The sequence below is a fragment of the Ruegeria sp. AD9 genome, assembly GCF_056542305.1.
In genome coordinates, this window is record NZ_JBQFZP010000002.1 from 371214 (window position 1) to 384191 (window position 12978).

Genomic DNA, 12978 nt, shown 5'->3' on the forward strand with positions numbered 1-12978 from the left:
GCTGCGCCCTATTCCGCGCTCATCTGCGCCGACGGGGTCGAGGCCGAGATCGCATATTCCTCATCCGTCATGACGTCTTCGATCCCCTCGAACAGAGGCGTCGACAGGTAACGCTCGCCCGTATCCGGCAGCATCACCAGCATGACGGATCCCGGCGCCGCGGTTTCCGCCAGATTCATGGCCACCGCAAAGGTCGACCCGCCCGAGATCCCGGTGAATATCCCCTCTTCCGAGGCAAGACGGCGCGCCCATTCAATCCCTTGCGGCCCCGGAACAGGGATCAGCTGGTCGTAATAGGCGTTGTCGATGGCTTCCTGAAGGACCCATGGAATGAAATCCGGCGTCCAGCCCTGAATCGGGTGCGGCTCGAAATTGGGGTGGCTTTCGGTGGGCTGGTGATCGTCGTTGCGCGTATTCACATAGCCTGACGACACGATGGCGGCATTTGCCGGTTCGGTCAGGATGATTTTCGTATCGGGCCGCTCCTTGCGCAACACTCGTGACACCCCAGCGACCGTGCCACCGGTGCCATATCCCGTGACCCAGTAATCCAGCTGCGTGCGTTCGAAATCCGCAAGGATTTCCCGTGCGGTCGTATTCTCGTGAATATCGGCATTGGCTGCGGTCTCGAACTGGCTGGCCAGAAACCACCCGTTTTCCTCGGCCAGTTCCTTGGCCTTGGTATACATGCCGAACCCCTTTTGTGCCTTGGGGGTCAGAACAACCTTCGCGCCCAGAAAGCGCATCAGCTTGCGCCGCTCGACCGAAAAGCTCTCGGCCATCGTCACGACCAGCGGATATCCCTTGGCCGCACAGACCATGGCAAGCCCGATCCCGGTATTGCCCGATGTCGCCTCGACAACCGTCTGACCGGGTTTCAGCCGCCCGTCCCGTTCTGCCGCCTCGATGATATTCAGCGCCAGCCTGTCCTTGACCGACCCCGCCGGATTGAACGCTTCGAACTTCACATAAACGGTCACATGCTCCGGCGCGATCCGGTTGATCCGGATACAGGGCGTGTCGCCGACTGTATCAAGGATGCTGTCATACAGGCGTGCCCGCCCCTGTGTCTGCCGAATACCCATTTCAAAATCCCTCCCGGTTTTCCGGTTAACATGCCACAGATTTCGCTGGGTTGATAAGCACATATCGCGCCCGCAGCGCCAAACCTGCCCGCGGGCGGGCTGCTCAAACTGCGGTGCACACCGTGTTGCAGGTGTAACCGCACGTCAAACCCTGATCCGTCTCAGGCGTCTTTCTTGTCATTGGCGGTATCAGTGTCCTGGTCAACCTGGTCCCGGCTTTTCAACGACAAAGGCGGTTCATTCGCTTCTTCCGAAATTGGTTTCGGCGCGGCCACCACACCGGGGCCGGGGATCGGTTGGGCCAATGGGGTATCGTCAAACTCGGGCACTTCTCCGATCACCGACGCATCGACTTCCTCGGCCACGACCCGCCGGAACACCAGCACATTGCGCCAGTTTGTGGTCGATCCGGTCAGGCCCGAGCGTTCCTCGCTGGGCAGCAGCTCGGCGCGCTGGTATTCCCAGCCGTCCTGCGCCATCTGGTTCAGAACCTGTTCGACCGAGACCGCAAAGCGGCCCTCGGCCGTTTTCACGCCCTTGGCTTTCACGCCCTTTTGCGGCGCGGGGACGACCTTGTATTCAAAAAGCTGCATCAAGTGTTCCTAAATACCTGTTCGCGCCAACTTACCACGCTGACCCCGGGGTGAAAGGGCCGTCGCCCGAGCGGCGGTTTTCAGCCCTGATTATTGCCGCCAGCCTGTGCCGCCTTGGTCACAACCGACAGGCACAGCTCGGTCGCCACTGCCATGTCCTGCACCGAAATCCACTCCAGCGGCCCGTGAATGCACTGCATTCCGGTGAACAGGTTGGGGCAGGGGGTGCCGAACTCGGTCAGGCGCGACCCGTCGGTGCCGCCGCGGATCGGGACCGACAGCGGCTCGATCCCCAGCTCGCGGCAGGCGTCGCGCGCCAGATCAACCGGTGTCATGTCGTTTTCCAGCCAATAGCGCATGTTCCTGTACTGGTGGCTGATATCGCAGGTGATGGTCGCGCGCGGTTCCGTGGCCTGCACGGCCGCACAGACCTGCCGCACGATGTCACGTTGCGCCTCAAGGCCCTCCATCTCGAAATCGCGCAGGATCAGCTTGATTTCCATCTCGGACGATCCACCGCTCATGTCGGTGACATGAATGAACCCGTCGCGGCCATCGGTTGTTTCGGGCGTCATGGTGGCCTGCGGCAAGGTCTGCACGATCTTCGCCGCCAGATGGGCTGCGTTCACCATCTTGTCCTTGGCCAGTCCGGGGTGGATTGATACCCCCTCGATCCGGATCACGGCACGGTCGGCCGAAAAGCTTTCATATTCGATCTCGCCCACTTCGGCACCGTCCAGAGTATAGGCGAAATCCGCCCCCAGATCCTTGGGCAGCTGTTCGGTAACGCCGCGCCCGATCTCTTCATCCGGGGTAAAGGCAATGCGGATAGGCCCGTGCGGGATATCCGGGTTTTCGATCAGATGCCGGGCCATGGTCATCAGGATCGACACCCCGGCCTTGTCATCCGCGCCCAGCAGGGTGGTACCCGATGCCGTGATCAGATCATGTCCGATCTTTTCGGCCAGATAGGGGTTCTCGTCCGGAGACAGCACCAGATCCGGATCGTCCGGAAAGGAAATGTCGCCACCGTTGTACCCCTTGATCACCCGCGGCTTGACACCCGTTGCATTGAACTGGGGGGCCGTATCCACATGCGCCAGAAAGCCTACCGTCGGGCCGGGTGCGGTGCCGGGGATGGTCGCGACGACCACGCTGTCACCTGTCAGCGTCACATCGCTGGCGCCGATCTCGGTCAGTTCCTGCTTCAGCAGGTTCAGCATGTCGAACTGTATCTGTGTGCTCGGCGTGGTCGCCGAGGTCTCGTCGCTCTGACTGTCGATCGCCGCGTAACGCACCAGCCGATCTTCGAGTTCCTGATCAAATCTGTTCTGCATGATACCTCACCTCTCTGGGTCGGAAGAAAGGGTGCAATCACAGGCGAAGTCAAGCCGATGAGCTGACCCCATTTCTTAAGAAATCGTGGAAATCTGATTGTACAAACCTGACAATTGCCACTGGCAGGCTTGTACAAAATGTAAGGTTCAGGAACTCAGCTTCTTGCTGACCAAATCGTTAACGGCCTTCGGGTTGGCCTTGCCGCCGGTCGCTTTCATCACCTGACCCACGAACCATCCCGCCAGTTTCGGGTTCACCTTGGCCTTCTCGACCTGCGCCGGATTGGCCGCGATGATCTCGTCCAAAGCGGCCTCGATCGCGCCGGTGTCGGTGACCTGTTTCATTCCGCGATCTTCGACGATCTGCGCCGGATCACCGCCTTCGGTATAGACGATTTCAAACAGGTCCTTGGCGATCTTGCCCGAGATAGCATCAGAGGAAATCAGGTCAATGATCCCACCCAGCTGCGCCGGAGAAACCGGCGACTCCGTGATGTCGTGGTCTTCTTTTTTCAGACGTCCGAACAGCTCGTTGATCACCCAGTTTGCGGCCAGTTTGCCATTGCGGCCCTGCGCGACCTCTTCGAAATAGGCCGCCGATTCCACTTCGGCAGTCAGCACCGAAGCATCATAGTCGGTCAGGCCGAACTCACTGATAAAGCGCGCTTTTTTGTCGTCAGGCAGCTCTGGCAGATGGGCGGCGATATCGTCCACCCATGCCTGTTCGATCTCCAGCGGCAGCAGGTCGGGATCGGGGAAATAGCGGTAATCATGCGCTTCTTCCTTGGACCGCATCGACCGGGTTTCGCCCTTGTCCGGATCATACAGGCGGGTTTCCTGCTCGACCTTGCCACCGGCTTCGACGATGGCGATCTGGCGGCGGGCTTCGACCTCAATGGCCTGCTGGATGAACCGCATCGAGTTCATGTTCTTGATCTCGCAACGGGTGCCCAGATGCGAAAAGTCCTGTGTTTCCTGATACTTCTCATAAGCACCTGGCAAACAGATCGAGACATTCACATCCGCCCGCAGGTTGCCGTTCTGCATGTTGCCGTCGCAGGTGCCCAGATAGCGCATGATCTGACGCAGCTTGGCGATATAGGCCGCGGCCTCTTCCGGGCCGCGAATATCAGGGCGGCTGACGATCTCCATCAGGCAGACACCGGTCCGGTTCAGATCGACAAAGGACATGTGCGGGTCCATGTCGTGGATCGATTTGCCTGCGTCCTGCTCCATGTGGATACGTTCAATCCGCACCATGCGCGCAGTGCCGTCACCCATCTCGACCAGCACTTCGCCTTCGCCCACAATAGGATGATAAAGCTGGGAAATCTGGTAACCTTGCGGCAGGTCAGGATAGAAATAGTTCTTGCGGTCAAAGGCCGATTTCAGGTTGATATCCGCTTTCAGGCCCAGCCCGGTGCGCACCGCCTGTTCCACGCAGAACTCGTTGATCACCGGCAGCATCCCCGGCATTGCCGCATCCACGAAGGCCACGTTCGAGTTCGGCTCGGCCCCGAATTTGGTGGGCGCGCCCGAGAACAGCTTGGCATTGGATGAGACCTGCGCATGCACCTCCATTCCGATCACCAGTTCCCAATCGTGCTTGGCCCCGGCAATGGTTTTGGGTTTGGGCATTTCGTGTGTCAGGTCGAGCATGGCGCGCCTCATTTCCGCAGAAGTCTAAGCCTGCGTATTAGGCCCGGCAGGGCCTAGGGGCAAGGGGGAATCCTGACGCGTTCAGTTCTTGGAAAACTGCAGACCAGACGGTGTGAAGGTTACATCCTTGCCGCTGCGCAGTTCATCCCGGAACAGATCCGAGATAGCGCGCAGCGCGTCGCGCTGACCGCGCGCAGCAAACCGCTCGGGCGAGTTGATGCGGACCGAGTTGTTGAACCCGTTGGCGGCATGGGCCCAGATCAGGGGGTGAAGCTCGGTCAGGTGATCGCGGATCAGCCAGTTTGCGGTGTCGCGCATCTGGGCGCGGACATTGTCTGCTTTTTCGTTCAGCCCGTGACCATTCTGAATGGTGATTGCACAATAGGCCGACAACATATTGATCATCTGCTGATCAGGGCGCAGACCGACGATATCGCGCAATCCTTCAAGGAAATATTCGACATCGACCTGTGCGCAGGCCTCTTCGTCCAAAGCGATGGCATCGAATTGCACCCACGTATATCCACCTGCGCCCCAGATATCCTGTGTCCGGACGGCATTGCGCAGTGCCTGTAATTCCAGTTCTGCGTAGCTGCCGAACCACCGGGGCAAAAGATGGCTGCCCATCGCGCGCATGTGACGCTGATTGTGCGGGTCCAGTGTGATCAGGTGCTCGTACTCATCGGCAACGCGGGCGTTTGACTTGCGCTGCCCGGCCAACAGGGCACAACCGGCGGCCGCAATCAGAGGGCTGTCCGGCGCATCCGCCTTGCACTTGGGCAAGATCGCAGCGGCCCGGTCGAAATGAGCGGCACAGCGCGAGCGGTGCAAGGGCGGCAAGGCCGTGTCCGTGGCGTTCCCGCGCCAGGCCCAGGCCAGATCGATATGGGCCAGCGCCACAACGGCAGCGATCATCGGATCACCAGGATTGTCAGACAACTCGCCTTCCAGTTCCGAAATACCACCCAGCAAATCGTAATCGGATATGGCCTTGCCGTCCGACAGCGCATGTTCCGCAGCCAGAACCACGTCAGATCTGGCCCCGAACGCCAAAAGATCGGCAATCGGCATACCATCCGATACGGCGGCACGATCCTGATCCGCTGCACGCATTTCTTCGGACAACTCGGTCCAGCGGTCCTGTCTGGCCAGATAGCGCCCATGTTCGATTGTAGAATGTCCAATCAGATTGTCGCAATTCGATGTCGCCACAGGAATGTTGAGCTGCCCATGTTCAGGCAGGGCAGCGGCCAGCGCAGATTTCGTTGCGCACAGATCTTCTGAGGCGTCCGTGGGATTGGATATGGGCTGGGCAAACAACGCCCTTAACGACCGAAACATGGTAAAACTCAAAACTGTAAAAACACTTAACTGAGTCTGAAGTCTGGCGAGGTATCAGGCTCAATTCAAGTGATTTGCTCAATAAACTTTGTTTTTTGTGTCCAATGCGTCCGTAGATCACGCAGTGTTTCAGAAAACAGTGAAATGATGACGGTTTACGCGAAAACCTGCCTGTCTCAGAATGGCTTCCAGATCCCGATGCGGAGGCAGAGACTCATCTGGCAGCCGGATTCGTTTCCCGGATTTCAGGACGATGGATACGCGAACGGAAAAGTCCCACCGGGTGTCAAATTGGAAATGGTCGATATCCCGCATTGGGATGTCGCCCTTACGATTACCCGTGAACCAGCACACTGCATCCGCGTCCAGCTGCACCCCGGCGCTGGTGTTCTGGATCACGTCCCATAGCGCTGGGAGGGTGGCCAGAGACAGCAGGCCAACAACCCACCAAGCCGCGTCGAACAGGATGACCAGAGCCAGCAGGGTCGCGTAGATGCTTGCCAGAATGACCAGTGTTCGCGTGTTCCGGTTGCGACGGGTAAAGCTGTAGGGTGTCATGCGCCGAGGATGCGGGATACCATTTCCGTCGTGTCGCGCGACAGGTTCGGAGTTTCCGCAATGCGGGACAATTGTGCGCGCATCAGGTCCTGACGCCCGGCGTCGTACCGTTTCCAGGTCTGGAAGGCAGAACACATCCGTGCCGTGGTTTGCGGGTTCACAGGATCAAGGCGGATCAGCCAATCGGCCAGCAGGCTGTACCCGGCACCATCCGGTTGGTGGAACCCTGCGTGGTTCATCGCCAGCGCGCCCATAACAGCGCGGAACCGGTTCGGGTTCTTCCAGTTGAAGTCGGGATGCCCGGTCAATGCCTTCGCCGTTTCCGGTGTCGCCTCTGGTGCGGCCATGGTCACCTGCAAGCCAAACCATTTGTCCATGACCAGCCGGTCATGCTGCCATTGGTCATAGAAGGCGGCCAGCTGCGCCTCGCCCTTGCGGGCGCGCAGCAGGCAGGACAGGGCGGTCAGTTGCAGGGTCATGTTATCCGCTTTGGCATACACAGTGGCCGCCATTGCCCCTCCGTCCAGACGAGAAGTCAGCGCCAGTGCCGCGCTGCCAAGGGCGCGTTTTCCTGATTGCTCGGCATCCGGGCTGTAGGGGCCATCCACCAACGCCTCGCTGTGCAGACGGGGCAGCAGATCCTGCACGTGCTGTGCCGTGGCCTGCCGCAGCGTTTCGACTGCCGACCAGATTGCCATCGGATCTGGCGTGTGACCGCGCTCATGCAAAGCCGCAGCCAGTTCGGATTGCGTCGGCAGCCCAAGCATCAAAGCGCGATAGGCCGGGTCCAGCGTGTCGTCGCGCAGCACAGCCAGCAGCCCGTCAAGGTAATCGGCGTCCGGGGTTGCCTCGTCCAAGATCATCCGCAGCAAGGTGTCTTGCGCCAGCGATCTACCAGCCTGCCAGCGGTTGAACGGATCTGTGTCATGCGCCAGCAGAAACGCGCGTTCGGCGTTTGAATGATCGTGTTCCAGAATGACCGGTGCCGAGAAATCGCGCAGGATCGAGGCTGTGGGTTTTGTCGCAAGCCCGGTGAACTGAAAACTCTGCTCGGCCTCTGTCAGTTCCAGCACTTCTGTCGTGCGGACCTCATCCCCGTTTGGCCCCAGCAGGCCAACAGCGACCGGGATCACCTGGGGCAGTTTCTCTGCCTGACCCGGTGTGGGATCGGTGCGCTGTTTCAGCGTCAGGGTATAGGTCCCGTCGGCCCAATCTTCAGATACGGTCAAACGCGGCGTGCCCGACTGGCTGTACCAGCGTTTGAACTGGGTCAGGTCGCGGCCTGTGGTGTCCTCGAACACCTTTAGCCAATCCTCGATCGTGCAGGCCTGCCCGTCATGACGGTCAAAATAGAGGTCCAGCGCCTTTGCATAGGCCTCATCCCCGACCAGCCGTTTCAACATGCCGATCACTTCGGCACCTTTTTCGTAAACGGTGGCCGTGTAGAAATTGTTGATCTCCTGAAAGCTTTCGGGCCGGACCGGGTGCGAGAGCGGGCCGTTATCCTCGGGGAATTGCCGCGCCCGCAGGTCGATGGCGTCGTGTATGCGCTTTACGGGGGCCGAGCGCATGTCGGATGTGAACTGTGCATCGCGGAAGACGGTCAGGCCTTCTTTCAGACACAGCTGGAACCAGTCGCGGCAGGTGATGCGGTTGCCTGTCCAGTTGTGGAAGTACTCATGCGCGATGATCGCCTCGATCCGTTCGAAATTGGCATCGGTCGAGGTTTCGGGACTGGCCAGAACAGCCGAAGAGTTAAAGATGTTCAGCCCCTTGTTTTCCATCGCGCCCATGTTGAAGTCATCGACGGCGACGATGTTGAAGACGTCCAGATCGTATTCCCGGCCATAGACGTCTTCATCCCATTTCATGGACTTCTTCAGCGCCTCCATACCGAAGGCGCATTTGCCCGCATCCCCCTGGCGTACCCACAGGTTCAACTCAACATCCCGGCCTGATTTGGTGGTGAATCGGTCGGGATGGGCCACAAGATCCCCAGCGACAAGCGCAAACAGATAGGCAGGCTTGGGCCACGGGTCGGTCCATTCGGCCCATCCTTCGCCTTTGCCCGAAGGGTTGCCGTTCGACAGCAGAACCGGCAGGTCACCATTGATGCGCACGGTAAAGGTGGACATGACATCGGGGCGATCCGGGTAATATGTGATCTTGCGGAAACCCTCCGCCTCGCACTGGGTGCAATACATGCCGTTCGACATATAAAGCCCCTCCAACGCCGTGTTGTTGCCCGGATCGATCTCAACTTCGGCTTCCCAGATGAACGGAGCGTCGGGGACATCGGCGGTCAGGCCCTTGTCCGTGACGTCAGGCGAAACTTCGGTTCCGTTAATGGAGGCGCGGATCAGGTTCAGATCCTCGCCATGCAGGAAAAAGGTGCGGTCGGAGGCGTCGGGGTTTGGACGAAACGCGATACGCGACGTGACCCGTGTTGCATGTGCCGACAGATCGAAGGTCAGGTGCACGCTGTCCAGCAGATAACCAAATGGAGTGTAGTCTTTCAGGAAGATCGTGGTGGGGGCAGCGTCGCGCATGGGGGCCTCGCATCGGTTCGTGTCTGGCGCGACGTTAGGGGCATCGTTCCAGAGCTGCAACTGGCCCCCGCCATTCCCTTGTTGTTTTTGAAACAGCTTCCGTTCGATCCGAATAACCCTAACGCAAAGTCGAAAGTTGCCTATCGGAAACTTTCGGCCTAAGTCACTTACGCATACAATGGCACACAATCGCAGGAGAGCAGGAAAATGAGTGGCAGACAAACCCTGAGCGGGCTGCAGATCGATCCAATACTGGCAGAGTTTATCGAGACGCGGGCATTGCCGGGTACGGGTGTGTCGGCGCAGGATTTCTGGGCGGGTCTGGCACGACTGGTTTCTGAACTGGGGCCGAAAAACCGCGCGCTTCTGGCCAAGCGGGCCGAAATACAAGGGCGCCTCGATGGCTGGCATATTGCGCGCAAGGGTCAGAGCATTGATCCCACTGACTATCAGGCTTTTCTAAAGGAAATCGGTTATCTGGTCGAGGAAGGCGACGGGTTTCAAATCGACACGACGCATGTCGACCCCGAGATCGCGCTGACACCGGGGCCGCAGCTTGTTGTGCCGATCACCAACGCACGCTTTGCGCTGAACGCGGCGAATGCGAGATGGGGCAGCTTGTATGATGCGCTTTATGGCACCGATGCGATAGGCGATCTGCCAACAGGCGGTGGGTATGATGCGGCGCGCGGTGCACGGGTGATTGCATGGGCGAAAGCCTTTCTGGATGACGCTGTACCTCTGGCTGGTGGGTCTTGGGCCGACGTGTCGGGACTGCATGTCGAAGAAGGTGCTCTTTCCCCGGCACTGGCAAACCCCGATCAATTTGTTGGTTTCGGTGGCGCGGCAGACAAGCCGGCTTTTGTGCTTCTGAAAAACAATGGCCTGCATATTCAGATCATGATCGATCCGACTGGAGCCATCGGTGCCTCTGATCCCGCAGGTATAGCAGACGTCCGGCTGGAATCCGCTCTTTCAACGATTATGGACTGCGAGGACTCGGTCGCTTGTGTTGATGCGGCGGATAAGGTCGTTGCCTATGGCAACTGGCTGGGCCTGATGAAAGGTGATCTGACCGAAGACGTCACCAAGGGCGACGCCACGTTTACCCGCAAGCTGGCAGAGGATCTGACTTTCACCACACCGACAGGTGAGCAGGCGACCCTGAAAGGCCGGTCGCTGATGCTGGTGCGGAATGTCGGCCACCTGATGACGAACCCGGCCGTTCTGGACGCCGAAGGGCGCGAGATTGGCGAAGGGTTGATGGACGCACTCTGCACCACTCTGATTGCCATGCATGATCTGAAAAGAGACGGGGGCAACTCGGTCGCCGGCTCGGTCTATGTGGTGAAGCCCAAGATGCACGGGCCGGAAGAGGTTGCCTTTGCGGTCGAGATTTTCGACATGGTCGAAGACATTCTGGGTCTGCCGCGCAACACCGTAAAGCTGGGGATCATGGATGAGGAGCGCCGCACGTCGGTAAACCTGAAAGAGTGCATTCGCGCCGCGAAATCACGCGTCGCCTTCATCAATACCGGTTTCCTGGATCGCACTGGCGATGAAATTCACACCTCGATGGAGGCCGGGCCGATGCTGCCCAAGGGCGACATCAAAAACACGCCTTGGATTGCGTCCTATGAAGACCGCAATGTCGATATCGGTTTCGCCTGTGGCCTTAAGGGCAAGGCGCAGATCGGCAAGGGCATGTGGGCGATGCCGGACCGGATGGGCGATATGCTTGAGGCCAAAATCGGTCACCCGCTGGCCGGTGCGACTTGCGCCTGGGTGCCGTCGCCCACAGCTGCGACGCTGCACGCCACACATTACCACAAGGTCAACGTACTGGCCCGTCAGGACGAGATCGCAGCGGCGGGTGCCCGAGGAACGCTTGACGATTTGCTGACCATTCCCTTGCTGGGGGGGCGTAATCTAGGCGACGCGGAAATCTCGCGCGAGGTCGAGAATAATGCACAAGGCATTCTGGGCTATGTCGTGCGTTGGGTCGATCAGGGCGTGGGATGTTCCAAAGTCCCCGACATCAATGACATCGGGTTGATGGAAGACCGTGCGACCTGCCGAATTTCGTCTCAGGCACTGGCCAACTGGTTGCATCATGGCATTGTCGACGAAGCGCAGGTGATGGCTGCGATGCAGAAAATGGCGGCTGTCGTGGATCGCCAGAATGAAAGCGATCAGGGTTATGTCCCGATGGCGCCGGGCTTTAACGGAATTGCTTTTCAGGCGGCTTGTGACCTTGTGTTCAAAGGTCGTGTGCAGCCCTCGGGCTACACCGAGCCGGTCCTGCACGCGCGCCGTCTGGAATTGAAGGCGGCCACAGCGTAAAACGAAGGGGGCGATCCGCCCCCCTTTTCTTCTTTCGACATGCAGACACAGGAATGCACATGGAAGTTTCCCTTCGCAAAGCCCGCACCATTATCCGCAAAGCGCTTGAGAAAGGCCGCGAGATGGAGCTGAAGCCGCTTTCGGTCATTGTTCTAGACGCAGGCGGCCACGTCATCGCGTTCGAGCGCGAGGATGATGCAGCACCGGGCCGCTTTGCGATTGCGCATGGCAAGGCATATGGCTCTGTCATGCTGGGCATGGCGGGCACGGCACAGATGCAGCGGGCCGAGGCGCAAGCCTACTTCATGGCCGCGGTAAACGGAGTGTATGGCGGGCAGGTCGTACCAGTTCCGGGCGGGGTCTTGATACGGGGTCGAAAGGGAGACGTGATCGGTGCCGTTGGAGTTACCGGCGACACGTCTGAAAACGACGCTGCCGTTGCGATGGCGGGAATTGAAGCTGCCGGGTTGGACGGAGAGATATAGATCCGACCATAGAGAGTTCCGTCAAAGGAGCGATTTGGCGCATGTTCCCGACTTGAAGTTTGAGGCGGGGAAATCGTGCCGAGACTTGACTGGTTGTCGGGAGAAAATTTGTGCACCCCTGAACACGTCCCTGCGCTGTCACGCAGGAGGTGTATTCTTGCACGACTGTGAAGCTGCGGTTAGCTTCCTTTCCAAGGGGATGAATAACAAGGAAAGCGGAATGTCTCGACCCGTTGTTGGTATTATCGGCAACTCATACCTCATGAACGATCAATACCCGACCCATGCAGGGGGGACGATGAACTCTGACGCTGTGGCGAACGTATCGGGATGTTTGCCGCTGCTGATCCCCGCCGATCCCCGATATGTATCGGTTGAGGAGTTGCTGGAGGTTTGCGACGGGTTCCTTCTGACCGGCGGCCGCCCCAATGTGCATCCCGAAGAATATGGTGAACCTGCAACCGAGGCGCATGGAGAGTTTGACCGCGCGCGTGACGCAATCACCTTGCCGTTGGTTCGGGCCTGTGTGGACCGGGGTCAGCCGTTTCTGGGCATTTGCCGCGGATTTCAAGAGGTCAACGTGGCCATGGGCGGAACGCTCTATCCGGAAATTCGCGATTTGCCGGGGCGGATGAACCACCGGATGCCGCCCGATGGTACACTTGAGGAAAAATTTGCACTGCGCCATGTTGTGAAACTGACCAAAAATGGTGTGTTCCACGACTTGTTTGGTGCGCAGGAGGTCATGACAAACACGCTGCACGGGCAGGGGATCAAGTGCATCGGACAGCGTGTGGTGATCGATGGGCATGCTCCGGACGGAACGCCCGAGGCGATTTACGTCAAGGACGCGCCCGGATTCACGCTGTCCGTGCAATGGCATCCCGAATGGGATGCGATCAACGACCCGGTTTCACGCCCCTTGTTCGAAGCCTTCGGCATGGCTGTGCGGGGATGGGCGGCGGGGATTGCCTGTCAGGCAGTTCAGAAATCAGCCTGACTTGGGCACCGGACCGCGCGGGCGCGCG

Annotated in this window: 10 protein-coding genes; 3 read left to right on the forward strand and 7 right to left on the reverse strand. The window is 59.2% G+C overall.

Annotation, left to right across the window (positions count from 1 at the left end; all coding sequences use genetic code 11):
• Positions 1–8: 8 nt before the first annotated feature.
• The 7 genes from ACR0AM_RS04835 to pepN form a co-directional block, all read right to left on the reverse strand.
• Complete coding sequence (locus ACR0AM_RS04835; protein WP_480622263.1) at positions 9–1085, reverse strand: PLP-dependent cysteine synthase family protein; 1077 nt, start codon at positions 1083–1085, stop codon at positions 9–11.
• A 161-nt stretch (positions 1086–1246) separates the two neighbouring features.
• Positions 1247–1678 carry a DUF4177 domain-containing protein gene (locus ACR0AM_RS04840; RefSeq protein WP_480475993.1) on the reverse strand — a complete coding sequence of 144 codons (432 nt, stop codon included), beginning with the start codon at positions 1676–1678 and terminating at the stop codon, positions 1247–1249.
• Between the two features lie 80 nt (positions 1679–1758).
• The gene (gene pepT, locus ACR0AM_RS04845; RefSeq protein WP_480622264.1) at positions 1759–3015 is read right to left on the reverse strand and encodes a peptidase T; all 1257 of its coding nucleotides are present in this window, start codon (positions 3013–3015) and stop codon (positions 1759–1761) included.
• Between the two features lie 147 nt (positions 3016–3162).
• Positions 3163–4674, reverse strand: coding sequence for an Asp-tRNA(Asn)/Glu-tRNA(Gln) amidotransferase subunit GatB (gatB, locus tag ACR0AM_RS04850; RefSeq protein ID WP_480622265.1), 1512 nt, complete (start codon positions 4672–4674; stop codon positions 3163–3165).
• 81 nt (positions 4675–4755) lie between these two features.
• Entirely contained in the window at positions 4756–6015 is a 1260-nt protein-coding gene (locus tag ACR0AM_RS04855) for a hypothetical protein (protein ID WP_480622266.1), read from the reverse strand.
• A 129-nt stretch (positions 6016–6144) separates the two neighbouring features.
• Positions 6145–6573 carry a hypothetical protein gene (locus ACR0AM_RS04860; RefSeq protein WP_480622267.1) on the reverse strand — a complete coding sequence of 143 codons (429 nt, stop codon included), beginning with the start codon at positions 6571–6573 and terminating at the stop codon, positions 6145–6147.
• Entirely contained in the window at positions 6570–9122 is a 2553-nt protein-coding gene (gene pepN, locus ACR0AM_RS04865) for an aminopeptidase N (protein ID WP_480622268.1), read from the reverse strand. The genes ACR0AM_RS04860 and pepN overlap by 4 nt, the downstream gene beginning before the upstream one ends.
• A 207-nt stretch (positions 9123–9329) precedes the next feature.
• Between pepN and ACR0AM_RS04870 the strand changes: the two genes are divergently transcribed.
• The 3 genes from ACR0AM_RS04870 to ACR0AM_RS04880 all read left to right on the forward strand — a co-directional run bounded on the left by ACR0AM_RS04870 (position 9330) and on the right by ACR0AM_RS04880 (position 12950).
• Positions 9330–11465, forward strand: a complete 2136-nt coding sequence (locus ACR0AM_RS04870; protein ID WP_480622269.1) for a malate synthase G — start codon at positions 9330–9332, stop codon at positions 11463–11465.
• Between the two features lie 59 nt (positions 11466–11524).
• On the forward strand, positions 11525–11950 hold the full coding sequence (locus tag ACR0AM_RS04875; RefSeq protein WP_480622270.1) for a GlcG/HbpS family heme-binding protein: 426 nt from the start codon (positions 11525–11527) through the stop codon (positions 11948–11950).
• A 220-nt stretch (positions 11951–12170) separates the two neighbouring features.
• Entirely contained in the window at positions 12171–12950 is a 780-nt protein-coding gene (locus ACR0AM_RS04880) for a gamma-glutamyl-gamma-aminobutyrate hydrolase family protein (RefSeq protein ID WP_480516334.1), read from the forward strand.
• Positions 12951–12978 lie beyond the last annotated feature (28 nt).

Bases quoted from the DNA above. Each gene is read 5' to 3' on its own strand.
- ACR0AM_RS04835 (WP_480622263.1), bottom strand. From the start codon at position 1,085: ATGGGTATTCGGCAGACACAGGGGCGGGCACGCCTGTATGACAGCATC.
- ACR0AM_RS04840 (WP_480475993.1), bottom strand. From the start codon at position 1,678: ATGCAGCTTTTTGAATACAAGGTCGTCCCCGCGCCGCAAAAGGGCGTG.
- pepT (WP_480622264.1), bottom strand. From the start codon at position 3,015: ATGCAGAACAGATTTGATCAGGAACTCGAAGATCGGCTGGTGCGTTAC.
- gatB (WP_480622265.1), bottom strand. From the start codon at position 4,674: ATGCTCGACCTGACACACGAAATGCCCAAACCCAAAACCATTGCCGGG.
- ACR0AM_RS04855 (WP_480622266.1), bottom strand. From the start codon at position 6,015: ATGTTTCGGTCGTTAAGGGCGTTGTTTGCCCAGCCCATATCCAATCCC.
- ACR0AM_RS04860 (WP_480622267.1), bottom strand. From the start codon at position 6,573: ATGACACCCTACAGCTTTACCCGTCGCAACCGGAACACGCGAACACTG.
- pepN (WP_480622268.1), bottom strand. From the start codon at position 9,122: ATGCGCGACGCTGCCCCCACCACGATCTTCCTGAAAGACTACACTCCA.
- ACR0AM_RS04870 (WP_480622269.1), top strand. From the start codon at position 9,330: ATGAGTGGCAGACAAACCCTGAGCGGGCTGCAGATCGATCCAATACTG.
- ACR0AM_RS04875 (WP_480622270.1), top strand. From the start codon at position 11,525: ATGGAAGTTTCCCTTCGCAAAGCCCGCACCATTATCCGCAAAGCGCTT.
- ACR0AM_RS04880 (WP_480516334.1), top strand. From the start codon at position 12,171: ATGTCTCGACCCGTTGTTGGTATTATCGGCAACTCATACCTCATGAAC.